At 73.9% G+C, this 26987-nt stretch carries 22 protein-coding genes; 13 read left to right on the forward strand and 9 right to left on the reverse strand.

What is annotated here, in order from left to right:
- Window positions 1–69 precede the first annotated feature (69 nt).
- Genes F8274_RS01140 through iolC form a run of 6 tightly spaced genes read right to left on the reverse strand, consistent with a single transcriptional unit; the run spans window position 70 to window position 6385 of the window.
- Complete coding sequence (locus F8274_RS01140) at window positions 70–1164, reverse strand: hypothetical protein (protein ID WP_151460382.1); 1095 nt, start codon at window positions 1162–1164, stop codon at window positions 70–72.
- The gene (locus F8274_RS01145) at window positions 1161–1733 is read right to left on the reverse strand and encodes an RNA polymerase sigma factor (RefSeq protein ID WP_151460383.1); all 573 of its coding nucleotides are present in this window, start codon (window positions 1731–1733) and stop codon (window positions 1161–1163) included. Before F8274_RS01145 ends, F8274_RS01140 begins: the two co-directional genes overlap by 4 nt.
- 59 nt (window positions 1734–1792) lie before the next feature.
- Entirely contained in the window at window positions 1793–3637 is a 1845-nt protein-coding gene (gene iolD, locus F8274_RS01150) for a 3D-(3,5/4)-trihydroxycyclohexane-1,2-dione acylhydrolase (decyclizing) (RefSeq protein ID WP_151460384.1), read from the reverse strand.
- On the reverse strand, window positions 3637–4533 hold the full coding sequence (gene iolB, locus F8274_RS01155; protein WP_151460385.1) for a 5-deoxy-glucuronate isomerase: 897 nt from the start codon (window positions 4531–4533) through the stop codon (window positions 3637–3639). The genes iolD and iolB overlap by 1 nt, the downstream gene beginning before the upstream one ends.
- Window positions 4530–5417 carry a deoxyribose-phosphate aldolase gene (locus F8274_RS01160; protein WP_151460386.1) on the reverse strand — a complete coding sequence of 296 codons (888 nt, stop codon included), beginning with the start codon at window positions 5415–5417 and terminating at the stop codon, window positions 4530–4532. Before F8274_RS01160 ends, iolB begins: the two co-directional genes overlap by 4 nt.
- Complete coding sequence (gene iolC, locus F8274_RS01165) at window positions 5414–6385, reverse strand: 5-dehydro-2-deoxygluconokinase (protein WP_151460387.1); 972 nt, start codon at window positions 6383–6385, stop codon at window positions 5414–5416. Before iolC ends, F8274_RS01160 begins: the two co-directional genes overlap by 4 nt.
- Before the next feature lie 188 nt (window positions 6386–6573).
- On the opposite strand from iolC, the gene F8274_RS01170 reads away from it, so the two are divergent.
- The 9 genes from F8274_RS01170 (at window position 6574) to F8274_RS01210 (ending at window position 17801) form a co-directional block, all read left to right on the forward strand.
- On the forward strand, window positions 6574–7311 hold the full coding sequence (locus F8274_RS01170) for a GntR family transcriptional regulator (RefSeq protein ID WP_151460388.1): 738 nt from the start codon (window positions 6574–6576) through the stop codon (window positions 7309–7311).
- 154 nt (window positions 7312–7465) lie between these two features.
- Complete coding sequence (locus F8274_RS01175; RefSeq protein WP_151460389.1) at window positions 7466–8863, forward strand: extracellular solute-binding protein; 1398 nt, start codon at window positions 7466–7468, stop codon at window positions 8861–8863.
- Entirely contained in the window at window positions 8838–9785 is a 948-nt protein-coding gene (locus F8274_RS01180; protein ID WP_225853522.1) for a carbohydrate ABC transporter permease, read from the forward strand. Before F8274_RS01175 ends, F8274_RS01180 begins: the two co-directional genes overlap by 26 nt.
- Window positions 9782–10654 carry a carbohydrate ABC transporter permease gene (locus F8274_RS01185; protein WP_225853523.1) on the forward strand — a complete coding sequence of 291 codons (873 nt, stop codon included), beginning with the start codon at window positions 9782–9784 and terminating at the stop codon, window positions 10652–10654. Before F8274_RS01180 ends, F8274_RS01185 begins: the two co-directional genes overlap by 4 nt.
- A complete protein-coding gene (locus tag F8274_RS01190) occupies window positions 10654–11805 on the forward strand; it encodes an ABC transporter ATP-binding protein (protein ID WP_151460390.1) in 1152 nt (383 codons plus the stop codon). Before F8274_RS01185 ends, F8274_RS01190 begins: the two co-directional genes overlap by 1 nt.
- Before the next feature lie 2 nt (window positions 11806–11807).
- A complete protein-coding gene (locus F8274_RS01195; RefSeq protein WP_225853524.1) occupies window positions 11808–13016 on the forward strand; it encodes a CehA/McbA family metallohydrolase in 1209 nt (402 codons plus the stop codon).
- Window positions 13007–13915, forward strand: coding sequence for a sugar phosphate isomerase/epimerase (locus tag F8274_RS01200; RefSeq protein WP_225853525.1), 909 nt, complete (start codon window positions 13007–13009; stop codon window positions 13913–13915). The genes F8274_RS01195 and F8274_RS01200 overlap by 10 nt, the downstream gene beginning before the upstream one ends.
- Complete coding sequence (locus tag F8274_RS01205; protein WP_151460391.1) at window positions 13912–15054, forward strand: Gfo/Idh/MocA family protein; 1143 nt, start codon at window positions 13912–13914, stop codon at window positions 15052–15054. The genes F8274_RS01200 and F8274_RS01205 overlap by 4 nt, the downstream gene beginning before the upstream one ends.
- Window positions 15054–17801, forward strand: a complete 2748-nt coding sequence (locus F8274_RS01210) for a glycoside hydrolase family 38 C-terminal domain-containing protein (protein ID WP_151460392.1) — start codon at window positions 15054–15056, stop codon at window positions 17799–17801. The genes F8274_RS01205 and F8274_RS01210 overlap by 1 nt, the downstream gene beginning before the upstream one ends.
- Window positions 17802–17807: 6 nt before the next feature.
- On the opposite strand, the gene F8274_RS01215 is transcribed toward F8274_RS01210, so the two are convergent.
- On the reverse strand, window positions 17808–18728 hold the full coding sequence (locus tag F8274_RS01215; protein ID WP_225853526.1) for a hypothetical protein: 921 nt from the start codon (window positions 18726–18728) through the stop codon (window positions 17808–17810).
- Between the two features lie 187 nt (window positions 18729–18915).
- A complete protein-coding gene (locus F8274_RS01220) occupies window positions 18916–20283 on the reverse strand; it encodes a hypothetical protein (protein WP_151460393.1) in 1368 nt (455 codons plus the stop codon).
- 377 nt (window positions 20284–20660) lie between these two features.
- On the opposite strand from F8274_RS01220, the gene F8274_RS01225 reads away from it, so the two are divergent.
- The 3 genes from F8274_RS01225 to F8274_RS31075 all read left to right on the forward strand — a co-directional run bounded on the left by F8274_RS01225 (window position 20661) and on the right by F8274_RS31075 (window position 24880).
- A complete protein-coding gene (locus F8274_RS01225; RefSeq protein ID WP_192579652.1) occupies window positions 20661–23750 on the forward strand; it encodes a BTAD domain-containing putative transcriptional regulator in 3090 nt (1029 codons plus the stop codon).
- A gap of 125 nt (window positions 23751–23875) precedes the next feature.
- Window positions 23876–24478, forward strand: a complete 603-nt coding sequence (locus F8274_RS01230) for a hypothetical protein (protein ID WP_151460395.1) — start codon at window positions 23876–23878, stop codon at window positions 24476–24478.
- A gap of 225 nt (window positions 24479–24703) precedes the next feature.
- Window positions 24704–24880: a hypothetical protein gene (locus F8274_RS31075; RefSeq protein WP_192579653.1), complete on the forward strand. Its 177-nt coding sequence runs from the start codon at window positions 24704–24706 to the stop codon at window positions 24878–24880.
- 10 nt (window positions 24881–24890) lie between these two features.
- On the opposite strand, the gene F8274_RS01235 is transcribed toward F8274_RS31075, so the two are convergent.
- Entirely contained in the window at window positions 24891–25193 is a 303-nt protein-coding gene (locus F8274_RS01235; RefSeq protein ID WP_151460396.1) for a GNAT family N-acetyltransferase, read from the reverse strand.
- Window positions 25194–25337: 144 nt separating this feature from the next.
- On the opposite strand from F8274_RS01235, the gene F8274_RS01240 reads away from it, so the two are divergent.
- On the forward strand, window positions 25338–26828 hold the full coding sequence (locus tag F8274_RS01240; RefSeq protein WP_151460397.1) for a chitinase: 1491 nt from the start codon (window positions 25338–25340) through the stop codon (window positions 26826–26828).
- Window positions 26829–26987: the final 159 nt, after the last annotated feature.

A 26987-nucleotide genomic window follows, 5' to 3' on the forward strand; every position in this document is an offset into this window, starting at 1 on the left:
ATCCACCCTACGGGCCGCCGTGCCGGCGCTCCCCCCGTGGGAGCGCCGGCACGGCTGGACCAGGGACGGTCAGCCGCAGCCCAACGCGTCGGCGTACCTGACCGATTCTCCGGCGACCACCTTGTCCGCCGTCTCCCAGAACACCTCCGGCCAGTCGCCCTCGTCGTTCATCTGGTGCAGCACCTTCCAGTTGTGGCTGCTGCGCAGCGCGTCGGCGGCCCGCCGGAGCGCGGCGTCGTCGCCGGCCCGCTTCGCGCGCTGCCACTCGGCGATCCAGCCACAGCCGACCCGGGACGTGACCTGAGCGCCGAACTGGTAGGCGTCGTTGGTGCCGAGGCCGGCCAGCGCGGCCCGGTCGAAGTCCGGGGGCAGCGGGATGTCGGCCAGCACCTTCGTGGCCTGCTCGTCGACGCGGGCCGGCGTGACGATCTCCGGCGGGAGCGCGGCCAGCCAGGTGCGCACGTCGACGCGGACGACGTGGGTGAGGATCCGGTCGAACTCGGTGCGGTTTCCGCCGCTGGCCCGCAGTTCCACGAAGACGCCGTCGCGGGGGCGGAGCATGACGGCGAAGTCCTCGCCGCTGTAGCGGAACAGGTCACCCGGCCAGCCGTCCACCTTCACCGCCTGCGGGGCGCTGACGTTGCGCCGGTCCGCGTGGTAGCCGTCGTACTGGTCCGCCGGGTACCAGTTCATGTCCATCTGCCGCGCGCCGTTGCGGAACGCGATGGTGCCCTGCTTCTCGGCGAACCCGTAGACGGTGGTGACCTTCCACCCGGGCTCGTCGATGAGCAGCCGCGGGTTCTGCTCGGCGGCCTTCAACGCCACCGGCGAGTAGCTTACGGGCGTACCCGCACCGGCGGTGCCGGGTGCGGCGGCGGTACCGGCCGGAGCCGGCCCGCCGTCGTGCGGAGGCTCGCCGTAGACGGTGGCCACGGCGAGGACACCGATGAGCGCGGCGGCCGCGGTCAGCGGGCCGGCCAGGCGGCGGACCAGGGTGCGCCTGCTCCGGGTACGCGGCTGCGGTGTTTCGGCGACGCGGTCGAGCGTCGGCTCGGACATGATCTCCTCCAGGAGAGCCTGCTTGGCCCCGTCGAGGTGCCCGATGACATCGGGTCGGTAGGGGTCGGCGTCTCGGACCATCCGGTCGAGGTGCTCCTCGGTCATCTGCCCTCCTTCGGGGCGGGTGCGGTCAGGACGTCGAGTACATGTCCGGGCGGCCCGAGGTCGTCACCGACGAGTTCGCGGAGTCTGGCCCGTGCCCGCGACAGGCGGGTCCGGACGGCGGCCGGGCTCACCCGGAGGACCTCGGCGGCCTCGCGCGGTTCCAGTCCCTCCCAGACGGTGAGCAGCAGCACCTCCCGGTCCAGCTCACCGAGGCGGGCCAGCGCGGCCCGGACGGCGAGCCGTTCGGGCACCTCACTGCCCGGGTCGGCGCCGACCGCCGCGGTGATCCGTTGGCGGAGCCGCTCCCCCAGCCGCTGCCGGCGTACGCCGCCGCGGTGATGGTTGGCGAGCACGCGGCGGGCCACGCCGTACAGCCAGAGCCGGGCCTCGCCGTCGGCCGGCAGGTCGTGTCTCCGGCGCCAGGCGACCAGGAAGGTCTCGGCGACGACGTCGGCCGCGTCCTCGGGCTGCGCGACGCGGCGCAGCGCGTACGCCAGCAGCGGCGCGAAGTCGGCGGCGTAGACGCGTCGGAAGCGGTCCTCGTGCTCGGTCCCGGAGCTCACGTCCATCCCATGTCCGGTCGGGCGCCCATCGTGACAGGCCCGGGACCGGAAGAACAGGAAACCGGTCAGGCGGGCCGCAGGTGGGTGCGCCGGTTCTTGCGCCCCGCCTCGTACGCCGCCCGGGCGGCCCGCCCCTCCGCGGTGGTCGAGACCTCGGCGACCGGCACGTCCCACCAGGCGCCGGCGTCCGGTCCGGCCTCGAACCGGTCGGTCCGCACGTGCACCACGGTGGTCCGCGTGGCCGCCTTCGCCGTCGCCAGCGCCGCCCGGAGCTGCGCCATGGTGGACACCCGGATCAGCTCGGCGCCGAGGCTGGCCGCGTTGGCGCCGAGGTCGACGGGCAGTGGCTCCCCGCCCCGGTCGGTGTAGGCGGTGCCGAGCCGGTGCGCGCCGACGCTCTCGGACAGCCGGCCGATCGAGGCGAAGCCGGAGTTGTCGACCAGTACCACGACCAGCTTGACGCCCTCGGCGACCGCGGTGGCCAGTTCGCTGGGCAGCATGAGGTAGGAGCCGTCGCCGACCAGCACGAACACCTCGCGCTCCGGCGCGGCCAGCTTCACCCCGATCCCGCCGGGGATCTCGTAGCCCATGCAGGAGTAGCCGTACTCGACGTGGTAGCTCTTGGGGTCCGCGCTGCGCCACAGCCGGTGCAGGTCGCCGGGCATCGACCCGGCGGCGCACACCACCACGCCGCCCGGGCCGGCGGCGTCGTTGACCGCGCCGATCACCGCGGTCTGGGTGGGCCGGGCGTCCGGGTCGGCGTGCCGGGCGCGGTCCGCGACGGCCGTCCACCGCTCGCGCAGCCGGGCCACCGACTCCCGGTACGCGGGCTCGGTGGTCCAGCCGGCGCAGGCCCCGCCGAGGGCGGTGAGGCTCTCCCGGGCGTCGCCGACGATCTGCGTGCCGGACAGTTTCGCCGCGTCGAAGCGGGTGACGTTGAGGTTGACGAAGCGCGTGCCGTCGCCGAACAGGGTGCCGGAGGCGGTGGTGAAGTCGCTGTAGCGGGTGCCCACCCCGATGACCACGTCCGCGCCGGCCGCGATCTCGTTGGCGGCGGTGGTGCCGGTGACGCCGACCGCGCCGAGGGCGAGCGGGTGGTCGTGCCGCAGCGCGCCGGTGCCGGCCTGGGACTCGGCGACCGGCACCCCGTGTGCCTCGGCGAACCGGCGCAGCGCCCCGGTCGCCCCGCTGTAGATCACCCCACCGCCGGCCACCAGCAGTGGCCGGCGGGCCGCCCGCACGATCCCGGCCGCCCGGGCCAGCGCGGCCTCGTCGGCGCGGGGGCGCGGCACGTGCCAGACCCGTTCGGCGAACAGCTCGTCGGGCCAGTCGTACGCCTCGGCCTGCACGTCCTGCGGCAGGGCGAGGGTGACGGCGCCGGTGTCCGCCGGGTCGGTCAGCACCCGCATGGCGGCCAGCAGCGCCGCGGGCAGCTGCTCCGGCCGGTTGATCCGGTCCCAGTAGCGGGAGACCGGCCGCAGCGCGTCGGTCACGCTGACGTCGTGGGAGCGCGGGTCCTCCAGCTCCTGGAGCACCGGGTTGGCGACCCGGGTGGCGAAGATGTCGCCGGGCAGCAGCAGCACCGGCAGCCGGTTGATGGTGGCGCCGGCGGCGCCGGTGACCAGGTTCGTGGCGCCGGGGCCGATGGAGGTGGTGCAGGCCAGGGTGCTGAGCCGGTCGGTCATCCGGGCGTACGCGGCGGCCGTGTGCACCATGCCCTGCTCGGTGCGGCACAGGTGATACGGCAGGTCGGCGCCGGCGGTGGCCAGCGCCTCGCCGAGCCCGGCGACGTTGCCGTGGCCGAAGATGCCGAAGCAGGCCGGGATCAGTCGTTGCCGCCGCCCGTCGCGCTCGGAGAACTGCCGGGCCAGGAACGCCACGACCGCCTGCGCCACCGTCAACCTGGGCATCACGCCTCTTTCGTTCCGGGCCGGGTCAGCGGCAGCCGCGGGTCCACCGGCTGGCCGGCCCAGCTGCCCCGGATCCAGCCGTGCCGGGGATCGTCCACACAGGCCATCGTCCGGGCGGCCCCGGGTCCGGCCAGCACGTTGAGGTAGTAGAGGTCGTAGCCCGGTGCGGCCATCGACGGCCCGTGGTAGCCGTACGGGACGAGCACCACGTCGCCGGTGCGCACCTCGGCCAGCACGTCGATGGGCCGGTCGTCGGTGCCGTAGACCCGCTGGTAGCCCACCGGCCCCTCGCCGGGCGCGCCGCCCGCCACCTCGAAGTAGTAGACCTCCTCGAGCGCCGCCTCGACCCGCCCGTCGCCGTACGCCCGCTCCTGCTCGTGCTTGTGCGGCGGGTACGACGACCAGTTGCCGCTGGGCGTGAGCACCTCCACGGCGACCAGCCGGTCGCAGTCGAAGGCGTCCGGGGCGCAGAAGTTGTTGACCTGCCGGCTGGCCGGGCCGGCGCCGCGCAGTTCCACCGGCACGTCCCGGGCCGCGCCGTAGCGGGGCGACAGCCGGCGGGTGGCCCGCGCCGACGGCAGCGCGAAGCGTCCCGCCCCGCGGATCGTCACCTCGGCGTCGCGGGGCAGGTAGGCGAAGTCGGTGACCGCGGCGAACACCGACGTCCGGCCGGTCAGGGCGATCCGCAGCCCGTCGCAGTGCACGGTGGCGGCGCCGGCCAGCGGCAGCACCAGCATCTCCTCGTCGCCGGTGGCGAAGCTGGCCTCGCCGTCGGCGGGCAGGGTGAGCACCCGCAGCCCGGCGTAGGTCCAGCCGGCCCGCTCGGGGGTGACCTCCAGCGCCCACGGTTCCCGAGCGGCGCCGCCCCAGGGCAGGTGGGCGTCGGGGGTCCTCACGCGTCCTGCCCGGTGGGCAGCAGCGAGCCGGCCAGGTCCACGGCGGCGGCCACGTCGTCGTCGGGCGGGTAGAGCAGCGCGCGGCCGACGACCAGGCCGCGCACGCCGGGCATCCGCAGCGCCCGCGCCCACCGCGCGTACACCACGTCGGGCGCCTCCACCGGGTCGCCGCCGAGGAGCAGGACCGGCAGCGTGGTCGCGGCCATCACCCGCTCCATCTCGTCGACGGCCGGCAGCTTCAACCAGGTGTACGCGCTGGTCGCGCCGAGCGCCTGCCCGACGCTGACGCCCTTGATGACCGCCTCCGGGCGCAGGTCGGCGCTGACCCGGCCGCCGTCGCGGGCCACCCAGAGCGGTTCGACGAGGGCCACGGTGCGGTGCGCGGCGAGGGCGGTGACCGCCTGGGCGCAGGCCTGGAGGGTGGAGGCGGTGGCCGGGTCGTCCGGGTCGATCCGGCAGAGCATCTTGCCGCCGTCGTAGCGCATCGCGGCGATGCTGTCGGCGTCGTAGGCGGTGAACCGGTCATCGAGTTCGAAGGCGGCCCCGGACAGGCCGCCCCGGTTCATCGAGCCGATGGCCAGGCGGTTCTCCAGCGCCCCGAGCAGCAGCAGGTCCTCCAGGATGTCGGGGGTGCCGAGCACCCCGTCGACGCCGGGCCGGGACAGCGCCACCCGCAGCCGGTCGAGCAGGTCCGCGCGCCCGGCCATGGCCATCGGCCGGTCGCGTACCCCGAGGGCGCCGCGGGCCGGGTGGTCGGCGGCGATGACGAACAGCGGCCGGCCCGGTTCGGGCCAGGGCCGGCGGGTACGGCGGGCCGCGGCTTCGGCGATCGCCTGCGGCCGGTGCGCCCGGGTGCGGGTCAGCGCGTCGTACTCGGTGCTCACCGGTCTTCTCCTGTCAGGACGGCCGTCGACGGCGCGGCGTCCCCGGCCAGCGCCGCCGTCTCGGCGTAGTCGGGCATGGCGGCGGAGCAGGCCAGCCGGGAGGCGACGATCGCGCCGGCGGCGTTGGCGAAGCGCATGGTCCGCTCCAGCGGCCAGCCGCGCAGCAGCCCCAGGCAGAGCGCGCCGCCGAAGGCGTCGCCGGCGCCCAGCCCGTTGACCACGTCCACCGGGACCGGCGGCACCCGTACGCTCTGCTCCGCGGTGCGGGCCAGCACGCCGGCCGGGCCGAGCTTGACCACGGCGAGCCGCGGACCCCGTTCGAGCAGCAGGTCGGCGGCCCGGTCCGGGTCGCGGGTGCCGACCGCGACCTCCACCTCGTCGAGGTTGCCGACGGCGACGGTGACCCGGGGCAGCGCCTCGGCGACGGCCGCCGTCGCGGCGGCCGGGTCGGGCCAGAACATCGGCCGGTGGTCCAGGTCCAGCACGGTGTGCGGGCGGGCGGCCCGGGCGGCGAGCGCGGCGAGGTGCGCGTCCCGGCTGGGCTGCTGGCACAGGCCGGTGCCGGTGAGCCAGAAGACGCGGGCCGAGGTGATCGCGTCGAGGTCCAGCTCCTCCGGGCGGATCTGGAGGTCGGGGGCCGTGGGGGTGCGGTAGAACCACAGCGGGAAGTGGTCCGGCGGGAAGATCTCGCAGAAGGTGATGGGGGTGGGCAGCCCGTCGACCGGGTGGACCTGGCTGTCGTCCACACCGAACTCGCGCAGCGCCCGGTGCACGTAACCGGCGAAGGCGTCGGCGCCGGTGCGGGTGATCAACCCGGCACGCAGGCCCTGCCGGCTGGCCGCGACCGCCACGTTGGTGGGGCTGCCGCCGAGGAACCTGCCGAACGTCTCGACCTCGGCCAGCGGCGTGGCGATCTGCAACGGATAGATGTCCACCCCGACCCGGCCGATGGTGAGCACATCGAGCATGCGGCGCCCTCCGTCCCGGCCGGCGTCGGCGTGTCCGCCAGCTCGATTCCGTCCCTGATTGGTAACAGTGCTCTACGAGTTGTGTCAATGTGTTGTCATGACAACCGTGCTCTGCGCTCCGTGATCGCTTCGGTACAGTGGCGCGCATCAGCACGCCGATCCCGCGCAGCCGCAGCGAGGAGGATTCCGTGACCGGCCCCGAGATCGCGGTCGACCGCAGCAGCCCGGTCCCGCTCTACTTCCAGGTCGCGCAGCAGTTCGCGGCGGCGATCCAGCGCGGTGAGCTGGCCCCGGGGGACCGCCTGGACAGCGAGTTGCAACTGGCCGACCGGCTGGGGCTGTCCCGGCCCACCGTGCGGCAGGCCATCCAGCACCTCGTCGACAAGGGACTGATCGTCCGCCGGCGGGGCGTGGGCACCCAGGTGGTGCGGGGCGAGGTCCGCCGGGCCGTCGAGCTGACCAGCCTGCACGACGACCTGGTCCGGGCCGGCCAGCAGCCGTCCACCTCGGTGCTGGAGCTGGCCACCGTGGCCTGCCCGCCGGCGGTCGCCGCCGCCCTCGGCGTGCCACCGGGTGGTGAGGTGCAGCACCTGCGCCGGCTGCGGTTCTCCGACGGGGAACCCCTCGCCCTCATGGAGAACTGGCTCCCGGTCGACCAGCCGCGGCTCACCATGGCGGCCCTGCAGGCCGACGGCCTCTACGCGATCCTGCGTGCCGGCGGGCGGCGGATCCGGGGCGCCCAGCAGCGGATCGGGGCGCGCGCCGCCACGGCCGCCGAGGCGCAGATGCTGGGCGAGCGGCGCGGCGCGCCCGTGCTCACCATGACCCGCACCGCATACGACGACCAGGGCCGCTACGTCGAGCACGGCGCCCACATCTACCGGGCCAGCCGCTACTCCCTCGAGGTGACCGTCGCCGAGCGGTGACGGTGGATGTTTCGCGCTCATTTCAGTGACAGGTATTTACGTCGTCAAGCTGTCATGACATTGTGGCCGCAAGCACCGCCGGCGGCGGACCTGCGGCCGGTGGGGCGACCCCGCGAGTCTCTTCGAAGTTCCTCCTTGCGAAGGGAAACAGCCCATGTCAGCCAAGCCGAGACGCGCCGCCGGCGTGCTCGCCGCGTTCACCGCCGTCGCCCTCACCGCCACGGCCTGCGGCGGCTCGGACGAGCCCGCCGGTAAGGACGCCAAGAACATCACCCTCACCATCTCCGCCAACTCCATCGTCGGGGGCAAGAACTCCGCCGGCGCGGAGTGGATCGAGAAATGGGTCATCCCCAAGTTCGTCGAGGCGCAGAAGGCCAAGGGCGTCACCGCCAAGGTGACGTTCGTGCCCAGCGGCGTCGACGACGAGCAGTACAAGACCAAGCTGGCCCTCGACCTGCGCTCCAAGGGCGGCGCCGACGTGATCGCCGTGGACGGCATCTGGGTCGGCGAGTTCGTCCAGGCCGGCTACCTCAAGCCGCTGTCCGAGGTCGCCGGGGACCAGGTCGACTCCTGGGAGGGCTGGTCCCAGATCCCGGAGACCGTGCAGGGCCTCGGCTCGTTCGAGGACAAGCGCTACGCCATCCCGCTCGGCACCGACGGCCGGGTCCTCTACTACAACAAGAAGCTCTTCGCCCGGGCCGGCCTGCCCGCCGACTGGCAGCCGAAGAGCTGGCAGGAGATCCTCGACGCCGGCGCCAAGCTCAAGGCTCTGCCCGGGGTGACGCCGATCCAGATCAACGCCGGCACCGCGATGGGCGAGGCCACCTCCATGCAGGGCGCGCTGCCGCTGCTGGTCGGTGCGGGCGGCGAGATCTGGAAGGACGGCAAGTGGTCCGGCGCCACCCAGCCGGTCAAGGACATGCTCGACTTCTACACCAAGGTCTACGGTGGCGGCCTGGGCGACCCGAAGCTCCAGCAGGAGGCCAAGGGGCGCGACAAGTCGTTCGCCGAGTTCGCCGCCGGCAAGATCGGCATCCTCGCCGAGGGCGACTATTTCTGGCGCAGCGTGGTCAACCCGACCACCGGCATCGCCAAGATGGCCGACCGGGACACCACCGTCGGCTACGCGATGATCCCCGCCAAGCAGCCCGGCGCCGGCATCCGCGGCCAGGACTTCGTCAGCATGTCCGGTGGCGGTGTGCGGACGCTCAACCCCAACTCCAAGTTCCCCTCGCAGGCGTGGGAGCTGCTGTCGTTCATGCACTCGGCCGAGGCGGTCAAGGCCGAACTCGCCGGCGAGGCGCGCATCACCGCGCGCCAGGACGTCAACAAGGAGGTCCTCGCGGGCGACCCGATGCTGAGCTTCATCACCGAGAAGGTGCTGCCGGTGACCGCGTACCGGCCGCCGCTCGCGGTGTACCCGCAGGTGTCGGTGGCGCTGCAGGAGGCGACCGCCGCCGCCACGGCGGGCAAGAGCGCCGACGAGGCGGCCGCCGAGTACCAGAAGAAGGTCGAAGGGTTCGTCGGTGGTCCAGGTAACGTCACCTCCTGACGAGGTGGTCGAGGGAGCGCGCCCGGTCACGGGCGCCTCCCCGGCCCCCGACGCCGCCGGGCTCGGCCGGGCCCGGGCCACCGGTTTCCTCGTCCCGGCCATGGTGCTCATCCTGGTCTTCCTCGTGGTTCCGGCCGCCTGGACGATCTACCTGGGCGTGACCAACTACCGGCTGACCGGCCTGGCCGCCGCCCACCCCGAGGTCGTCGGCCTGGACAACTACACCCGGGCCCTCGGTGACGAGCGGTTCCGCACCTCCCTGCTGCTGACCCTGCAGTTCGTCCTCGGCTCTGCGGTGATCGGCCAGGCCGGTCTCGGCTTCGCCATCGCGTTCGCGCTGCGCGACCGCCGCGGCCCGCTGCGCCGGGTGGTCGAGGGGTTCGTGCTGCTCTCCTGGATCCTGCCCAGTTCGGTGGTCGCCTTCCTGTGGATCGCCCTGCTCGATAGGGACGCCGGCACGCTCAACGCGCTGCTCGGCATCCCCGGGACGGCGTGGCTGCTGGACCACCCGATGTTGTCGATCATCGTCTTCAACACCTGGCGCGGCACCGCGTTCTCGATGATGCTCTACGCCGCCGCGCTGGAGAACGTCCCCCGCTCGCACCTGGAGACCGCCCGGCTGGCCGGCGCCTCGACCTGGCAGCAGCTGCGCGACGTGGTCTTCCCCCGCATCCGCGGGCACGTGCTCACCAACCTGCTGCTGATCAGCCTCTGGACGTTCAACGACTTCGCGCCGTTCCTGATCACCGCCGGCGGGCCCGAGCAGCGCTCGGAGATCCTGCCGGTCTACGTCTACAAGGTGGCGCTCTCCGGCGGCGAACTCGGCTTCGGCGCCGCCATCTCGTTCGTCATGCTGCTGATCAACCTGGTCATCGCGCTGGTCTACCTGCGCATGCTGGGCCGGCGGAAGGAGTCGGCGTGACCACCGGCACGGCGCCCGCGCCCACCACCGAGCCGACGGGGCCCACCGTGGCCGTACGCCACCTGCTCGCCCAGATCGGCCGCTACACGTTCCTCTGCGCCGTGCTGGCCTTCTTCGCGCTGCCGCTGCTGTGGCTGGCCACCGCCCCGTTCGACGACACCCCGACGGTCACCGCCTCGCTGCCGCGGTTCACCCTGGACAACTTCCGCGCGCTGCTGGACAACCCGTACGCGCTGAGTTCGCTGCTCAACTCGGTCTACCTGGCGGCCGGCACCGCGGCGCTGGTGGTGACGTTCGCGGCGCTGGCCGCGTACGCGCTGAGCCGGGTCCGGGTGCCCGGCCGCGACGCGCTGCTCTACGGGCTGCTGCTGCTGTCCTCGATCGTCACCGGCACCGCCACCATGGTGCCGCTGTTCGAGCTGGCCTTCCGGCTCAACCTGATCGACTCCCGGCTGGGCGTCATCCTGATCCTCAGCGGCGGGCTGCTGCCGGCGGCCATCTTCATCCTCAAGGACTTCATGGACTCCACCCCGACGTCCTACGAGGAGTCGGCCCGGGTCTTCGGCGCGAGCCCGTTGCAGATCATGCGGCACATCGTGGTGCCGCTGGTCCGCCCCGGCCTGGCCACCGTGGGCGTCTGGGCCGTGGCCAACGTCTGGGGCAACTTCCTGGTGCCGTTCCTGCTGCTGCGCGGGCCGGACAAGGCGCCGGCCGCGGTGATCATGTACACGCTCTACACCGAGGGCGGGCAGGCCGACCTGCGGCTGCTCTCCACCTTCTCGCTGCTCTACTCGCTGCCGGTGGCGCTCATGTTCGTCTTCGTCAGCAGCCGATACGGGTTCCGCTTCCACGGAGGGATCAAGCGCTGATGTCCGCCATCACCATGCGCGAGCTGACCAAGGTCTACCCCGGCGGGGTACGCGCCCTGGACGCCCTCGACCTGGAGATCGCCGACGGCGAGTTCTTCGCCCTGCTCGGCCCGTCCGGTTGCGGCAAGACGACCCTGCTGCGCACCATCGCCGGCCTGGAGGTCGCCTCCGGCGGCAGCGTGCGCATCGGCGAGCGCGACGTCACCAACCTGCCGCCGGGCAAGCGGGACGTGGCCATGGTCTTCCAGGACTACGCCCTCTTCCCGCACATGACCGTGCGGGACAACATCGCCTATCCGCTGCGGATCAAGAAGGTCGACCGGCGCAGCCGGGGCAGCAAGGCCGCCGACACCGCCGACGAGCTGGGCCTGTCCGGGCTGCTGGAACGCCGTCCGGGGCAGCTCTCCGGCGGCCAGCAGCAGCGCGTCGCCCTGGCCCGCGCGATGGCCTGCCACCCGCAGGTGTTCCTGCTCGACGAGCCGCTGTCCAACCTCGACGCCCGGCTGCGGCTGGAGGCCCGGACCTTCCTCAAGCGCCTCCAGCGGGAGCTGGGCGTCACCACCGTCTTCGTGACCCACGACCAGGCCGAGGCGCTGGCCCTGGCGGACCGGATCGCGGTCATGGAGGGCGGCCGGATCCGCCAGGTGGGCACCCCCACCGAGGTCTTCCGCCGCCCCGCCAACACCTTCGTGGCCGGCTTCATCGGCTCCACCCCCATGAACCTGATCGACGCGCGGGTGCGGGGCGACGAGCTGTCGGTGGCCCGGGCCGGGCTGCCGCTGCCCGACGACGCCCGGGGCCAGGTCACCGACGGCGAGCGGCTGGTCTACGGCATCCGACCCGAATATCTCGACTACTCCCCCACGGCCGTTCCCGGCGCGCTGACCGGCGAGGTCGTCGTCGTGGAGAACCTGGGCAGCGTCTCCCTGGTCTCGCTGGACGTCCCCGGCGAGGACACCGAGGAGACCGGCCCGGGCCGGACCAGCGTGCAGGTCGTCGTGGCCGAGGGCGGCGAACCGGAACCGGGCGACACCGGCTGGGCGGTGCCCCGCCCCGGCCGGTCCCTGCTCTACCGCGACGGGAACCTGGTCACCGCCGCCGCCACGGCCGGCGTGCCGGCCCCCCGCGCCGACGCCGCCGCGCGGAGCTGACCGTGGTCGTGCACCGCGGCAGGTGGACCCTGCAGGACCGGGCCGACGACATGCTGCGGGCGCTGCCGGTCACCGTCGCACCCGGCACCGCCGCGCTCACCGTCCGGCTGGACTATCCCCGCGGCGCCGGCGTGCTCGATTTGGGCTGCGTCGGGCCGGACGGCTTCCGCGGCTGGTCGGGCGGCGCCCGCGACGGCTACACCGTGGCCGCCGGCTGGGCCACCCCCGGCTACCTGCCGGGCGAGCTGGAACCCGGCGAGTGGCAGGTGCTGCTGAGGTTGCACCGCATCCCACCGGACGGGCTGGACTACGAGGTCACCGCCACCACCAGCACCACGCCGCCGCCCGCGCCCGCCGCACCGGCGGCGCCGCCGCGCCCGGACCGCCCGCCCCGCCGCGACCTGCCCGCCGTCGACGGCCGGCGCTGGCTCGCCGGCGACCTGCACGCGCACACCGTGCACAGCGACGGCAGCCAGACCATCGACGAGTTGGCCGCGCTCGCCGCCGCCCGCGGCCTGGACTTCCTCGCCGTCACCGACCACAACACCGTCAGCCACCACCCGTGGCTGCCGGACGCCTCCACCCGCTACGGCATCAGCCTGCTGCCCGGCCAGGAGGTGACCACCGACCGGGGACACGCCAACGTGTTCGGGCCGGTGGGCTGGATCGACTTCCGCCGCCTGCCGGACGAGTGGCTCGCCGCCGCCCGGCGCGACGGCGGGCTCATGTCGGTCAACCACCCCCTCGGCGGCGACTGCGCCTGGCGCCAGCCGCTGGCCGACCGCACCCCACTGGTCGAGGTGTGGCACTCCGGTTGGTGGGACCGCACCTGGGGCGCCCCGCTGGCCTGGGCGCGGGCCTGGCGGCCCGACGTCGTGGCGATCGGCGGCAGCGACTTCCACCGCCCCGGCGACGACGCACCGCCCGGCTCCCCCACCACCTGGGTGCTCGCCGACCCCGACCGCGCCCCCGGCGACGCCGTGCTGGACGCGCTGCGCGGCGGCCGTACCGCGATCTCCGCCGACCCCGGCGGGCCGCTGCTGCTGCGCCTCGGCGACGAGCTGCTGGCGCTCGACGCCGACGGCGCGCTGCTGGCCTACCCGGACGGCCGGCACCGGCTGGTCCGCGGCGACCGGTGCCTGCTGCCGGCCGGCGACGGGCTGCACGTCCTGGAGTCCCACCGCATGGAGGTGATCGCGCTGTGCAGCTGACCGCACGCACGCGGGTGGCCGGCGCCCCCGTCAACTACGGCATCTACCAGCCCACCGGGGCGCCCGTCGGCCCCGACGACCTGCTCGCGGCACTGGCCCGCGACGGCTACACCGGGGTGGACTCCGGCCCGATCGGCTACCTCGGCACCGGCGAGACCCTCGCGCGGCGGCTGGCCGCGTCCGGCATCGCGCTGGCCGGCGGCTGGGTCGACCTGCGGTTCGCCGACCCGGCCGGCTTCGCCGAGGACCTGACCCAGCTCGACGCCGCGCTCGACGTGTTCACCGCCGCGCCGGTCGACGACCCCCGGTTCGCGCCCCGGCCGACCCTGGCCTGCCCCGGCAACCCGGGCCGGATGGCCCGGCCGGGCATGCCGACCGACCTGGCGTCGGCGCTGCCCGCCGCGGCCTGGCCGGACTTCGCCGCCCGGGTGCAGCAGGCCGCCGACCGGTGCCGCGACCGCGGCCTGGAGCCGGTGTTCCACTACCACCTCGGCACCGACGTGGAGACCGAGGCGGAGGCCGACCGGCTGCTCGAACTGACCGACATCGCCATCTGCCTGGACACCGGGCACCTCGCGCTGGCCGGCGGCGACCCGGTGGCCGCCGCACGCCGCTGGGCCGGCCGCATCGGCCAGGTGCACCTGAAGGACGCCGACCTCGCCGCCCACGCCCGGACCCGGGCGGCCGGCGGCGGCCTCATGGACATGGTCGCCGCCGGCGGATTCTGCGCCCTGGGCCGCGGCGACGTGGACCTCGCCGGGGTCTTCGCCGCGCTCGACGACATCGGCTACACCGGCTGGCTGGTGGTCGAGCAGGACGCCCCCGAGGACGGGGACCTCGACCGGATCCGCGCCGACCAGCACGCCAACCGGCGGTGGCTCGAGGAGGTGCTGCGATGACCGAGCCCGGCAAGCGGATCCGGATCGCGGTGGCCGGGCTGGGCATCATCGCCCGCACCGTGCACCTGCCGCTGCTGCAACGCCGCGGCGACCTGTTCGAAATCGTCGCCCTGGCCGACCTGTCCCCGTCCCGGATGACCGAGCTGGGCGAGCGGTACGGCGTCGAGCCCGCCCGCCGCTACACCGACGCGGCCCGGATGGTCACCGACGGCGGCTGCGACGCGGTGCTGCTGGCCACCTCCGGCTCGCACGGCGACCTGGCCGCGCTGGCGCTGCGCGCCGGCCTGCCGGTGCTGTGCGAGAAACCGCTGGCCTACACCCTCGCCGAGACGGCCCGGCTGGCCGAGCTGGACACCCGCGGCCCGGCGCTGATGGTCGGCTACATGAAGCAGTACGACCCAGCGGTCGCCGAGGCGGCGCGACTGCTCGCGGAACTCGGCGGGGCCGAGCGGGTGCACGCCGTGGAGGTGACCGTGCTGCACGCCGGCGGCGACCGGCAGCTGCGCTTCGCCAACCTGCCCCCGGCCGCCGGCGATGTGCCGGCCGGGGAGGCGGCCCGGCTGTCCGCCGCCGACCGGGCGCTGCTCGACGCCGCCGTCGGCGTCGACCCGGGCGCCCGCACCCTCTACCAGATCCTGATCAACAGCATCTCGCACGACCTGTCCCTGCTGCGGCTGTTCACCGGGGCACCGGCCACCGTGGAGCAGGTCGCCACGTGGCCGCTCCCGGACGGCCCGGCCGAGCCGTCGGTGGAGATCAGCGGACGGCTGCCGGACGGCGCCCGCTACGGCATCCGGTGGCTCAACCTGCCGGACTACCCCGCCTACCGGGAGACGGTCACCCTGCACCACGCCCGCGGCTCGCTGGAGCTGGTGTTCCCCTCGCCGTACCTGCTCAACGCGCCGACCACGCTGACCGTGGTGGACGAGCACGGCGGCGGTGAGCGGCGGGCCGCGTACCGGTCGGTGACCGAGGCGTTCGAGCAGGAGCTGGTCGCGTTCCACGCGATGGTCACCGCGGGCGCCGCGCCGCTGACCGGCATCGCCGAGGGCGCGGCCGACGTACGGACCAGCCAGCAGGTGGTACGCCGCTACGGTGAGCTGACCGGGGCGGCGATCGGCGGAGAGGCGGCGAGCTGATGACGCGACCGACCGAGATCATCGTGGTGCCACACACCCACTGGGACCGGGAGTGGTACGAGCCGTTCCAGCGGTTCCGGCTGCGGCTGGTGGCGCTGCTGGACGACGTGTTCGACCGGATGGAGCGCGACCCGCGGCAGCGGTTCACCCTCGACGGGCAGCTCGCCGCGGTCGACGACTACCTGGAGGTCCGCCCGGAGCGGCGGGAGCAGGTGATCGACCTGGTCCGGGCCGGCCGGCTGTCGGTGGGCCCCTGGCAGATCCTGCTCGACGAGTTCCTCTGCTCCGGCGAGAACATCGTCCGCAACCTCGAACGCGGGCTGACCCGCAGCGCCGATCTGGGCGGCGCCATGCCGGTCGGCTACCTGCCCGACATGTTCGGCCACATCGCACAGATGCCGCAGATCCTGGCCGGCGCCGGGCTTGCCCACGCCTGCGTGTTCCGCGGCGTGCCCGAGCGGGTGCACCGTCACGCGTTCGCCTGGCAGGCGCCCGACGGCACCACGATCCGCACCCAGTACCTGCCCGGCGGCTACGGCAACGGTGCCGCGCTGATGGAGAACGCCGGGCAGGTCACGCGCCGGGCCGGTGACCTCGCCGACCGGCTCGCCGAATGGCGGCCGGACGGTGACGACACCCCGGTGCTGGCCATGTACGGCACCGACCACGCCGCCCCGGCGCCGGACGCCCCGGACCTGCTGGCCACCGCGGACGTCGCCGGCACCCGGCTGCGGCTGGGCACCCTCGCCGAGTACTTCGCCACCCAACCGGCCACCGTCGACGGCCTGCCCGTGGTCCGTGGCGAACTGCGCTCGCACGCCCGGGCCAACATCCTGCCCGGCGTGATCTCCGTCCGCGCGCACCTGAAGCAGGCGATGAACCGCGCCGAGCGGCGCGTCGAACGGTACGCCGAACCGCTCGCCGCGCTCACCCACGACGGGTCCGTGCAGCGCTTCCTCGACATGGCCTGGACCCGGCTGATCGACGCGAGCTGCCACGACTCGGTGACCGGCTGCGGCTGTGACGAGACCGCCGAACAGGTCGCCGCCCGGCTCGCCGAGGCCGACCAGCTCGGCCGTGCGGTGTGCGACCTGGTCGGCGCGCGGCTGTCGGCCGCCGTGCCCCGGGACGGCTACCTGCTGTTCAACCCCACCCCGGCGGCGCGTACCGCCCTGGTGTGCCTGGACGTGGAGACACCGGCCGGCGGCGCCGTGGCGCTCGCCGACGCCGCCGGCCGCAGCGTGGCCACCCAGGTCCTCGATCGGGGCCGCACACTGCTCGCCGACGACGTCGTGCCGGCGGCCGACCTGCCGGCCGTGCTCACCCGGGTGCACGGCCGGGAGCTGTACGGCCAGGAGGTCACGGCCTGGTCGGTGTCGCCCGACGACGCCACCCTCACCTTCGAGGTGGCCCGGCACGGGGATCCGGCCTTCGACGTGGAGGACGTCCGGCTGGCGCTCGCCGCCGCCGCGCAGCCGGACCGGTGGCGGGTACGCATCCTCGCCGCGCCCCGGGCCACCGTCGCCGCCCTGGTCGACGTGCCGCCGCTGGGGCGGGCCGCGGTCCGGCCGGTGCCGCTGCCGGCGACCGCGACGCCCGCGTCCGACCCGGTCACGGTGGCCGGCCGCAGCCTCGACAACGGCCTGCTCCGGGTCGACGTCGCCGAGGACGGCACCCTGGCGCTGTCCACCCCGGACGGGGTGACCGTGGACGGGGTGGGCCGGATCGTCGACGGCGGCGACGTGGGCGACAGCTACAACTACGCCCCGCCGGCCGCCGACGAGCTGGTGGACAAGCCGCAGGCCGTGCGGACCGTGGTGCGCCACGACGGCCCGCTGGTGGCCGTCCTGGAGGTGGTACGCGAGTACCGCTGGCCGGTGGCCGCGGACGTCGACGCGGGCTCCCGCGCCGTGGAGCGGGAGCCGATCACCGTGACCACCCGGGTCGAGCTGCGCCGCGGCGAGGGCTTCGTCCGGCTGCGCGTCGAGTTCGACAACCGCTGCGACGACCATCGGGTGCGGTTGCACCTGCCGCTGCCGTCGCCGGCCGACACGTCGTACGCCGAGGGTCAGTTCGCCGTGGTGGGGCGCGGCCTGACGGCCGAGGGTGGTGGCGGTGAGGTGCCGCTGCCCACCTTCCCGGCCAACGGGTTCGTCGCGGCCGGCGGGCCGGACGGCGCGCTCGCCGTGCTGCTGACCCAGCCCACCGAGTACGAGCTGACCGACGCCGGCCGCGAGCTGGCGGTCACCGTGCTGCGGTCGATCGGGATGCTGTCGCGCAACCGGCACGCGTTGCGTGACGAGCCCGCCGGCCCGCAGTTGCCCACGCCGCAGGCGCAGTGCCGCGGCATCCGCACGGTCGAGCTGGCGGTGCTGCCCTACCGGGGCGCCTGGCACGAGGCGGGGGTGCTGGCGGCGGCCGAGGCGTACCGGCACGAGGTGCTGGCGTTCCCGGGCGCCGCCGACCCGGCCACCGCGCTGCCCGCGCCGGCGGTCGGGCTCTCCGTCGACGGGCCGGGCGTCGCGGTGACCAGCGTCCGGGACCGGGCGGGCCGCACCGAGGTGCGGCTGGTGGCGCAGGCCCCGGTCGACACCACCGCCGTGCTCGGTGGCGCGACGGTCCGCGGGGCCTGGCGGGCCGACCTGCTCGGCCGGCCCGGCGAGCAGCTCACCGTCGACGGTGACGGGCTGGTCCGGCTGCCCCTGCGCGCCTGGGAGATCGCCACGGTGCAGCTCGACCTGAGCTGACCCGGCTCATCCCGCGCGGGGCGCGGGCGGCACGGCGTTGTCGACGTCGAGCAGCCCGGCGTCGACGACGGCCCGGCTCAGCGGCCGGGTCAGCTCGGCGAGGCGGGCGCAGCCGTCGCCGCCGAGCACCGCGTACGCCGGGGTGGCGAGCCGGTCCGTGGCCGCCTCGATCCAGGCGCGCTGCGCCCGTCCGCGGTCGGTCAGGGCCGGCTCGTCGCCCTCGACCAGCCCGCGCCCGCGCAGCCGCTCGATCGCGCCCGCCCACTGCTCACCGGTCCAGCCCCGCGTGCGGCGCAGGAAGCGGACCGGCACCTCGCCGGAGGCGACGTGCAGCACCAGTGCCTCCAGCCCGGTCAGGCCGGCGAGCACCAGGGCGGCCACGTGCCCGTCGCCGCGGAACTCCCGCAGCAGCGTCTGGGCCTGCCAGAGGATCAGGTGCGGCCGGTCCGGCCAGGGCAGGGCGGCGTGGGCGGCGAACAGCGGCCGCCCCTCGGGGTACGCCGTGGCGGATTCGGCGGCGCGCCGGGCCAGCTCGGCGGCCTCGACCAGCTCGGGGGCCCGCACCGCGTCGCCGAGCGCCCGGGTCAGGGCCGCGTCGGCGGCATCCCACCGGGCGGCCAGCACGGCGGCCGGCGTCGCCCGCTCCCAGGCGGCGGGCAGCACCCGGGCCACGAGGTCCGGGCTGAAGTTGAAGAAGCTGGCCACCACCGGGCCGGGGCCGACCGGTCCCAGGGCGGCCGCGCGGGAGGCGAAGTAGCCGGCCGGGGCGGGGAGGCCGAGGGCGGCGTACCGCTCGTGCGCCTCCGGCACGAAGTAGATCATCGCGTGCAGGGGCTCGGTCACCCGCCAGGCGCGGCGCACGACGGCCGGGTCGAGCGCCGCCTGCTGCTGCCCGCCCGGATCCGCGAGCGCTGTCAGGTCCGCCATGTCACTGCCTTCCGCCGAGAACGTTACCGACCGGTAGGTTCCCACGCCGGCGGCGGCCTGTCACCCGCCGGGCGCCGGAGGCTGCCTCATGGGGGCCTTTTGCTCAGGTCAGCGGCGTAGCACCACGTATCGGGGTTGACGGGCCGCGACCAGCGGCCCGTCAACCCCGTTCGTGTCCGCGGTGCGGTCAGAAGGTGTACGGGTACGGGGCGTCGTTGCCGTAGTCGAAGTAGTTGTCGTCGACGCCGCCGCTGACCGTGTCCTTCAGGTACCAGCGCCACATCCGCTCGTCGTAGTTCGCCACGATGCCGGGCTCGGTGGCGGCGGTGGCGCCGTTCCAGTCACCAGGAACCGGGTAGGTGCCGTGGCTGCCGAAGTTGAACTGCACGTCGGCGAGGCCGTCGGTGGTCAGGTCGTTCTTCAGGAACCAGCGACGCGGGCCGTCAGCGTCGTCGACCACGGCGGGGGTCCAGGTCCCGTTGCCGTCCCAGTCGCCGGTCACCGGCCAGGTGTTGACGTTGCCGTAGCGCAGGGTGTTGCTGACGCCGCCACCGCTGTTGGCGTTGCGCAGCTCCCACTTCCAAGCGCCGCTGTCGGCCGAGACCACGCCGGGGGTGGAGGTGCCGTTGCCGTCCCAGTCGCCGACGACCGGGACGGCGTCCTTGCCGCCGTAGAGGAAGTCGACGTCGGAGACCCCACCGGAGAGCGAGTTCTTCAGGTACCACCGTCGGGAGTTGACCTCGTTGGCCACCACACCGGGGGTCCACCTGCCGTCGCCGTCCCAGTCACCGGCGACCGGAACCATGTCGGCGTCCCCGTAGGAGAACTTCAGGTCGGAGAACCCGGAGGACTGGGTGCGCTTGATGTGCCACTCCCACACCGCGCCGTTGCGTTGCACGACGGCCGGGGTGGCCTCCCCGGTGCCGAACCAGTCGCCGGCCAGGGCATAGCTCGGCGGGATGACGGCCGGCGGCGAGACGATGCGGGTCCGCCGGATCGGCTTGTACGACTGGAGGTCCGACCAGCCGTTGAAGCCGCGCGCCCCCTCGTTGTTGTCCGCGTACGGGTTCTGGACGGTCTGTCCGTCGCTGTTGAAGGAGTAGACGTAGGCGCCCTTCGTATGGTCGCCCGGATCCTTCCAGTGCGCGAACAGCTCCATGTGTCCGGTACGGACCATCGCGTCCCCGGGCTTGAAGTCATTGATGCTGCCGAGCGTGCTCCACATCGCGTTGCTGCCCATGAACTCGGAGGTCACGTAGCTGTCGGACAGGTGCCAGACCATGGAGACCAGGCCGGAGCAGTCGCGGCGGTACCGGTGGTCCCCGTCCGGGTCGGTGGCCCACGTACCGGTCTGCGTGTAGGTGATGCCCCGGTCCACCCAGTTCTGCGCGCGGTCGAGGATCTCGTCCCGGGTGATCTCGCCGTTCAGCGTGGAGGCCTGGGCCGGCGTGACGGCCACAGCCGCGGCCGCAGCGACGGCGACGAGGCTGAGCGTGGTGCCGGCGAGGAGCCGGATGACGTGACGGGTCTTGTTGCCTTCTGCGAAGAGATTCATCGCTACCTTTCTCCGTACAAGCTGGTGTGTGGCGGGCGAAAACGATCTCGCTTCCGGCAGGCGACGGACGCGGCGCAGGTATCTGCCGCCGCCGATCGGCCGGTAGAGTGATCCGGGCGTGCAAGATCGAGAAAGCAGCCGTTCCTCGGCGGCTTCCGATCGGCGAACGTCTTCAGTTGTGGTGTGCGGCCCCTTCCGGCAGGAGGTGACGGATCCGGCGGTGGCGCCCTTTCCGGTGCTGTTCACCGCGCTGGAGAGACCTTCGCAGCCGGTGTCGGTAGCGAAGCTGGACGAATCCTTGACGGTCCTGGCCGGCCCCGGGTGGGCCGGCTTGCGACGGTCACCGCGGGGGCGGGATGGGTGCCATGGAAGTCCTCATGTTGGGCGAACTCGAGATCCGCTCTGAGGGGCGGCCGATTGAGCTGGGGCCGCTGAAACAGCGGCTCGTCTTGGCCGGGCTGGCCGTTGACGCGGGCCGGCCCGTGTCGACCGAGGCGCTCATCGACCGGGTGTGGGGCGCCTCCCCGCCTACCGACGCGCGTGGCGTCCTCTACACCTACATCACCCGGATCCGCCGGCTCCTCGCCACCGCCGGCGCGGGCGGCGAGACGGCCGTGACGCTGGTTCGCCAGCCCGGCGGATACCTGCTCACCGCGGCAACGGACCAGGTTGACCTCGGCCGGCTGCGCAGCCTCACCCAGCAGGCGCAGCGGCTGAGCCCGGACGATCCCGCGCGCGCCCACCTACTCCGGCAGGCGGTGGACCTCTGGCGCGGCGACCCGCTGGCGGGGCTGGCCGGTGACTGGGCGGCCCACGTCCGGGAGCGGCTGCGCCAGCAACTGCTCGGGGTCCTGCTCGACTGGGCGGACAGCGAGCTTCACCAGGGACGTCCCGGGCCGGTCGCCGACCGGCTTCGCGAGGCGGTGAACCACCATCCGCTCACCGAGCCGCTGGTGCTCTACCTGATGCGGGCGCTGCAGCTCTGTGGGCGCCGGGCCGAGGCCCTCGATCAGTACGCGCGGACCCGGGCTCTGCTCGCCGACGAGCTGGGCGTGGATCCGGGCGCCGAGCTGCAGAAGCTGCACCGATCACTCCTGCGGGCCGAGCCGTCGCCCGCCGCGTCGCCGCCCGTCCCGCGGCAGCCCGCACCCGAGCCCGTCCCTCCGGCCACGGAGGACGAACCGGAGCGGAACGCCCCGGCCGCGCCGGGCTGCCAGCTTCCGGCGCCGCTGCCCGACCACACCGGGTGCGAGGAGGAGATTGCCGAGGCACTGGCGGTGCTGGCCGGGCCGGGGCAACCGGGCCAGCCACGACCCTCCCTGGTGCTCACCGGCGCAGGCGGGATCGGCAAGACCTCGCTGAGCGTGCGGCTGGCGCACCTGCTCCGCGACAGTTACCCGGACGGGCAGATATTCGTCGGGCTGGGCGGCGGCCGCGACGACCCGGCCAGCGCCCTCAACCAGGTGCTGCGCGCGCTGGGCGTGGCCAACGTCCAGCAGCTGCGCACGGTTGAGGAGAAGCTCGGCCAGTACCGGGCGGCGCTGAGCGGGCGACGGATCCTGATCGTGCTCGACTCGGCCGGCAGCGCCGAGGAGGTACGCGCGCTGGTGCCGGGCTCGGCCGGCAGCGCCCTGATCGTCTCCAGCCGCGCCCGGCTCACCACCATTCCTGGTGCCCGGCACGTCGAGCTGAAGATGTTCCGCCACGACCAGTCGATGGCCCTGCTCGGTCAGCTTGTCGGGCCGGACCGGCTCGCCGCTGATCCCGAGGCGGCTCGGACGCTGGTCGACCTCTGTGCCGGCCTGCCGCTCGCGTTACGGATCGTCGGCGCACGGCTCATGGCCCGGCCGCACCAGCGGATGGCCCGGCTCGCCGAGCGCCTCAGCGACGAGCGGAGCCGGCTCGACGAGATGACCGTCGACGGCCTGGCGGTGCGGGTCAGCGTGGCGGTCAGCTACCAGGGGCTCGACCAGCCGGCGCGGCAGGCCTTCCGGATGCTCGGGTTCATGGCGGTGCCCAACTTCGCCGACTGGCTCGCCGCGGCCCTGCTGGACGAGCCCGCCGACCAGGCGGAGGAACTCCTCGAACAGCTCGTCGACGCCCGGCTTGTCGAGGTGGTCCAGGACCCGGCGCACTGCGCCGTTCGCTACCAGATGCACGATCTGGTCCGCCTGTACGCGTACGAGTGCGCCGTCCAGGAGGACGCCCCGGAGGTCCTGCACACCGCGGTCGCCCGGGTGCTGGCCGCCGCCACCGCGCTCAGCGAACGACTCGGCGAGCGGCTGCCGCACGCGGTGTCCCCGCTGCACCGACCGCCCGTGCCGGTCAGTCTCGGGCCCGGCGTGCTCGCCGTGGACCACCTTCGGCCGGGTTGGCTGGACGCGGAAGGGCTCTGCCTCGTGGCGGCCGTCGAGCGCGCGGCCGAACTGGGCATGGACGAGGCCGCCTGCGCACTGGCCGACGCCCTGGTCTTCGCGTCGTTCGCCGTTCGCAACGACTTCGTGGGTTGGGGCCGTACGCACGCAGCGGCGCTGGGGGTGGCCCGCCGGGCGGGCAACAGGGTCGCCCAGGGGGTCATCGAGTGCGGCATCGCCCTGCTGCGATACAAGGAGGACCGGTTCGGTGAGGCCGAAGGCTACTTCGCCTCAGCCACCGCGCTCTTGGAGGAGGCGGGGCACGAGGCCGGCTCGGCCGCCGCCCGCAACGGTCTGGGCACGGTGCTGCGCGAGGTGGGCCGGCACCGGGAGGCGATCCCGCTGTTGGCGGCCGCCGCCGACACCCTCGCCCGGCTCGGCGACGAGAACGGCGCCGCCCACGCCCGCTACGGGTTGGGGCACTGCCACCGCGAGCTGGGCGAGGACGCCGCGGCGATCGAGAACCTGACCCAGGCGGTGGACCGCTATCGTCGGCTGGGTCACTGGCGGGGCGAGGCGATCGCCACCCGTGGCATCGGCCTGGTGCACCGAGCCCTCGGTGACCTGGACGAGGCGCAGCGGTGGTGCTCGCGGGCGCACGACCTGGTCGTCGCCCACGACGACTCGCACATGTCCTGCTACACCACCCAGGCGCTCGCCAAGATCTGGATCCGGCAGGGTCGGACCGATCGGGCCCGGGAGCCGCTGCACCGCGCCCTGCTGACGTGCGAGCGGCTGCACGACCGGCTGGGAGTCGCGCTGCTGCGCCGGACCGTCGGGGAACTGCAACTCGCCACCGGTGAACTCGAGGCCGCGTCCGACATGCTCGAACTCGCGTACAAGAACTGGCGGGAGCTCGACCACGACCTTGGCCAGGCGCGGACGCTGCGGGACCTGGGCATGGTGCATGCCCGGCGCGGTGATCGGTCCGCCGCCCACCTCGCGTGGGCCGAGGCGCTGGTGGTCTTCGAGCGGTTGGGCACCCGGGAGGCCGGCGAGGCCCTCGGCTGGCACGTGTCGTGTGGGCCGGGTTGCGACGCGGCGGACCGGTAGGGAATCGGCCCGGCGGTCCCCGCCTGCGGATTCAAGGTCTGGTCCAGGTTCGACAGAGGCACGATGTCTAGCGTCGGTCGCGGATCGAGCGAGGGCTCGACAGACGACGACGATGCGAGGCGACCATGAAGCAGCGAGGCAACGCTCTGGCACTGTCCATCACGGTGGCCATGGCCGCCGCCGTGCTCGGCTGTTCGAGCGGGTCGAGCGACCCCGGGCCGGCGGTGGCGCACCCGGGTGGCACGGCGCCCGTAGCCGGCGACCCGCTGACTCCCCGACCGTCGGGCGGCGCGGCAGGTGCGGGGAAACCCGCGGCGAGCGTGCCCGGTCAGCCGGTCGCGCCCCACCGGCCCGCCGCGGGTGGGGCAGGCGGTGCCACCGGAGGGTCCAGGCCGTCGGGCGCCGGGGCCGCGCCCCCGCCCGCCAACACGGACACCACGGACCCGTCGTGCACCCCCGGCACGCTGCTGCGCGCCACGACGGCGCTGCTCGACGGGGCGACCGGCGGGGTTCCCATCGACCGGATCGACATCTTCGGCTGCGGCAACGCCTACGCCCGGGTGATCGCCGTAGCATCGAACGCCGAGCCGTTGGCGAACGGGCAGGTGTTCCTGCACCGGGTGGGCGCGGACTGGCGTCTGGCCGCACGGACCAGCCCGGGGCTCGACTGCGGCGACGAGGGCCTGACCGCGAACGTGGCTGCCGCCTGCTCGGCGCTGGCTCGCTGACGGCGGCCCGGACGCCGGCCGGGGGCGTGACGGGCTCAGGCGCCACGAATTGCCGCTTCGGCTCCGCGAGCCGGACCGACTCACCCGGGCGGTGTCGAAGTTCCGAAACGTCCTGAACGGCCGGTCCGACGCCCTCATCATGACAACGAGACAGGACGCGAGCGCCAGGAGGCAACGACAATGAAGCGTCGACGGAGCAGGCGGCGGTCACTGCTGCAGGCAGCGATGATCACACTGACCGCGGTGGCGGCGGCGGCAGCGGTGGTCCGCGCCGGGCGCCGGCACGCCCTGGCAGAGAGCCCGGCGGTCGCCCTTCCGGTCCGCGGGGGTGACGGCACGGAGACCGCGATCTCGTCGCCGCCGCTCGGCGCGTCGCCGGTCCTCACCCGCTCGGCGGACTGAGGCCTTCCGGCTATTTGACCTTGCGGGTCGAGCGGGCCACGATCCCGTCGTACTCGGGGTGCTTCTCCAGCCAGCCGCTCAGGAAGGGGCAGATCGGCACCACGGTCCGCCGGTTGTCCCGCGCGTCGTCCATGACGGTCCGGGCCAGGAGCGAGCCGACGCCCTGCCCCTCGAACTCCGGGGCGACCTCGGTGTGGGTGTAGGCGATGATGTTGCCGGTCAGCTGGTAGGTGACCAGGCCGGCCGTCGCGCCCGTCTCGTCCCGCGCCTCGAAGCGTTCCCGCTCGGGCACGTCCGTCACCGTGAAACCCATCCCGCCATCCAACCACGGTGCGCCGCCATCCACCGGCGGAAGTGACCACGGCGACAGAGGGTCCTGGACAGCTACAGTTAACAAACCTAATAATTGTGCATCCGTCGATACGTCCGACGGCCCACCCCGTACCGGGAGGACCGGATGCACCGCACCGCCCGTACCCCGTTCCTGGCCGCCCTCGCGGCGCTCGCCACCGCCGCCGCGACCGTGGCGCTCGCCGCACCGGCGCTGGCCGCCGGCCCCACCGCCACCTTCGCCAAGACCTCCGACTGGGGCACCGGCTGGGAGGGCAAATACACGATCACCAACGGCGGCGCCAGCACCATCACCGGCTGGCAGGTCGCCTTCACCCTGCCGGCGGGCACCACCCTCGGCTCGTACTGGGATGCCACGGTCAGCAGCGTCAGCCAGCGGCACACGTTCACGAACCGGTCCTGGAACGGCACCATCGCCCCCGGCGCCTCGGTGTCGTTCGGCTTCCTCGCCACCGGGTCCGGCTCGCCCACCGACTGCACCCTCAACGGCGCACCGTGCGGCGGCGGCAACCCGACCACCCCGCCGACGACCACCGCACCGCCCACGACCGGCCCGCCGCCGGCCGGCGGGCTGCCGAAGCACGCGCTGATCGGCTACCTGCACGCCAGCTTCGCCAACGGCTCCGGCTACCTGCGGATGGCCGACGTGCCCGCCGACTGGGACATCGTCAACCTGGCCTTCGGCGAGCCCACCTCGGTCACCTCCGGCGACATCCGCTTCCAACTCTGCCCCGTCGCCGAGTGCCCCACTGTCGAGAGCGAGGCGGAGTTCACCGCCGCCATCCGGGCCAAGCAGCAGCAGGGCAAGAAGGTGCTGCTGTCCATCGGCGGCCAGAACGGGCAGGTCCAGCTCACCACGCCCGCCGCCCGGGACACCTTCGTCCGGTCCGTGTCCGCGATCATCGACCGGTACGGCCTCAACGGCCTCGACATCGACTTCGAGGGCCACTCCCTCTACCTGAACGCAGGCGACACCGACTTCCGCAACCCCACCACCCCGGTGGTCGTCAACCTCATCGCGGCCATCCGGACCCTGAAGCAGCGCTACGGCGCCGGGTTCGTCCTCACGATGGCCCCGGAGACGTTCTTCGTGCAGCTCGGCTACCAGTTCTACGGGCCGGGCCCCTGGGGCGGGCAGGATCCCCGCGCCGGGTCGTACCTGCCCGTGATCCACGCCCTGCGCGACGTCCTCACGGTGCTGCACGTGCAGGACTACAACTCCGGCCCGATCGTCGGGCTGGACAACCAGTACCACACCATGGGCGGCGCGGACTTCCACATCGCGATGACCGACATGCTGCTCGCCGGTTTCCCGGTCGCCGGGAACGCCAGTGCCGTCTTCCCGGCCCTACGGGAGGACCAGGTGGCCTTCGGCGCGCCGTCGTCGACCAGCGCCGGCAACGGCTACGTCGCCCCGGCGGGTGTGCAGCAGGCGGTCACCTGCCTGGTCAAGGGCCAGAACTGTGGCGGCTACACGCCGCGCAGCGGCACCAACCCGGGCTTCCGCGGCCTGATGACGTGGTCGATCAACTGGGACCGGTACTACGGCTGGGAGTTCCGGCTCCAGCACGGCCCGTTCCTGAAGGCGCTGCCCTGACCGGGCGCCGGCGCCCCGGGGTCGCAGCGAGCGGGCCCGGGGCGCCGGCCTCGACACGAAAAAAGGGAGCACCTGCTCCCTTCCACCTCCAACGTATATCGCACCGGGGGGCTTGCGGCAAGACCCCGGTGGTGCCGCAGAATCACCGGCCGAAGCCGT

The organism is Micromonospora sp. AMSO31t (genome assembly GCF_008868175.1).
GTDB lineage: Bacteria > Actinomycetota > Actinomycetes > Mycobacteriales > Micromonosporaceae > Micromonospora.

What these genes read in the sequence shown, in the direction of transcription:
- F8274_RS01140 (WP_151460382.1), bottom strand. Translation starts at nt 1,164, where the DNA reads ATGACCGAGGAGCACCTCGACCGGATGGTCCGAGACGCCGACCCCTAC.
- F8274_RS01145 (WP_151460383.1), bottom strand. Translation starts at nt 1,733, where the DNA reads ATGGACGTGAGCTCCGGGACCGAGCACGAGGACCGCTTCCGACGCGTC.
- iolD (WP_151460384.1), bottom strand. Translation starts at nt 3,637, where the DNA reads ATGCCCAGGTTGACGGTGGCGCAGGCGGTCGTGGCGTTCCTGGCCCGG.
- iolC (WP_151460387.1), bottom strand. Translation starts at nt 6,385, where the DNA reads ATGCTCGATGTGCTCACCATCGGCCGGGTCGGGGTGGACATCTATCCG.
- F8274_RS01175 (WP_151460389.1), top strand. Translation starts at nt 7,466, where the DNA reads ATGTCAGCCAAGCCGAGACGCGCCGCCGGCGTGCTCGCCGCGTTCACC.
- F8274_RS01190 (WP_151460390.1), top strand. Translation starts at nt 10,654, where the DNA reads ATGTCCGCCATCACCATGCGCGAGCTGACCAAGGTCTACCCCGGCGGG.
- F8274_RS01205 (WP_151460391.1), top strand. Translation starts at nt 13,912, where the DNA reads ATGACCGAGCCCGGCAAGCGGATCCGGATCGCGGTGGCCGGGCTGGGC.
- F8274_RS01210 (WP_151460392.1), top strand. Translation starts at nt 15,054, where the DNA reads ATGACGCGACCGACCGAGATCATCGTGGTGCCACACACCCACTGGGAC.
- F8274_RS01215 (WP_225853526.1), bottom strand. Translation starts at nt 18,728, where the DNA reads ATGGCGGACCTGACAGCGCTCGCGGATCCGGGCGGGCAGCAGCAGGCG.
- F8274_RS01220 (WP_151460393.1), bottom strand. Translation starts at nt 20,283, where the DNA reads ATGAATCTCTTCGCAGAAGGCAACAAGACCCGTCACGTCATCCGGCTC.
- F8274_RS01225 (WP_192579652.1), top strand. Translation starts at nt 20,661, where the DNA reads ATGTTGGGCGAACTCGAGATCCGCTCTGAGGGGCGGCCGATTGAGCTG.
- F8274_RS01230 (WP_151460395.1), top strand. Translation starts at nt 23,876, where the DNA reads ATGAAGCAGCGAGGCAACGCTCTGGCACTGTCCATCACGGTGGCCATG.
- F8274_RS31075 (WP_192579653.1), top strand. Translation starts at nt 24,704, where the DNA reads ATGATCACACTGACCGCGGTGGCGGCGGCGGCAGCGGTGGTCCGCGCC.
- F8274_RS01235 (WP_151460396.1), bottom strand. Translation starts at nt 25,193, where the DNA reads ATGGGTTTCACGGTGACGGACGTGCCCGAGCGGGAACGCTTCGAGGCG.
- F8274_RS01240 (WP_151460397.1), top strand. Translation starts at nt 25,338, where the DNA reads ATGCACCGCACCGCCCGTACCCCGTTCCTGGCCGCCCTCGCGGCGCTC.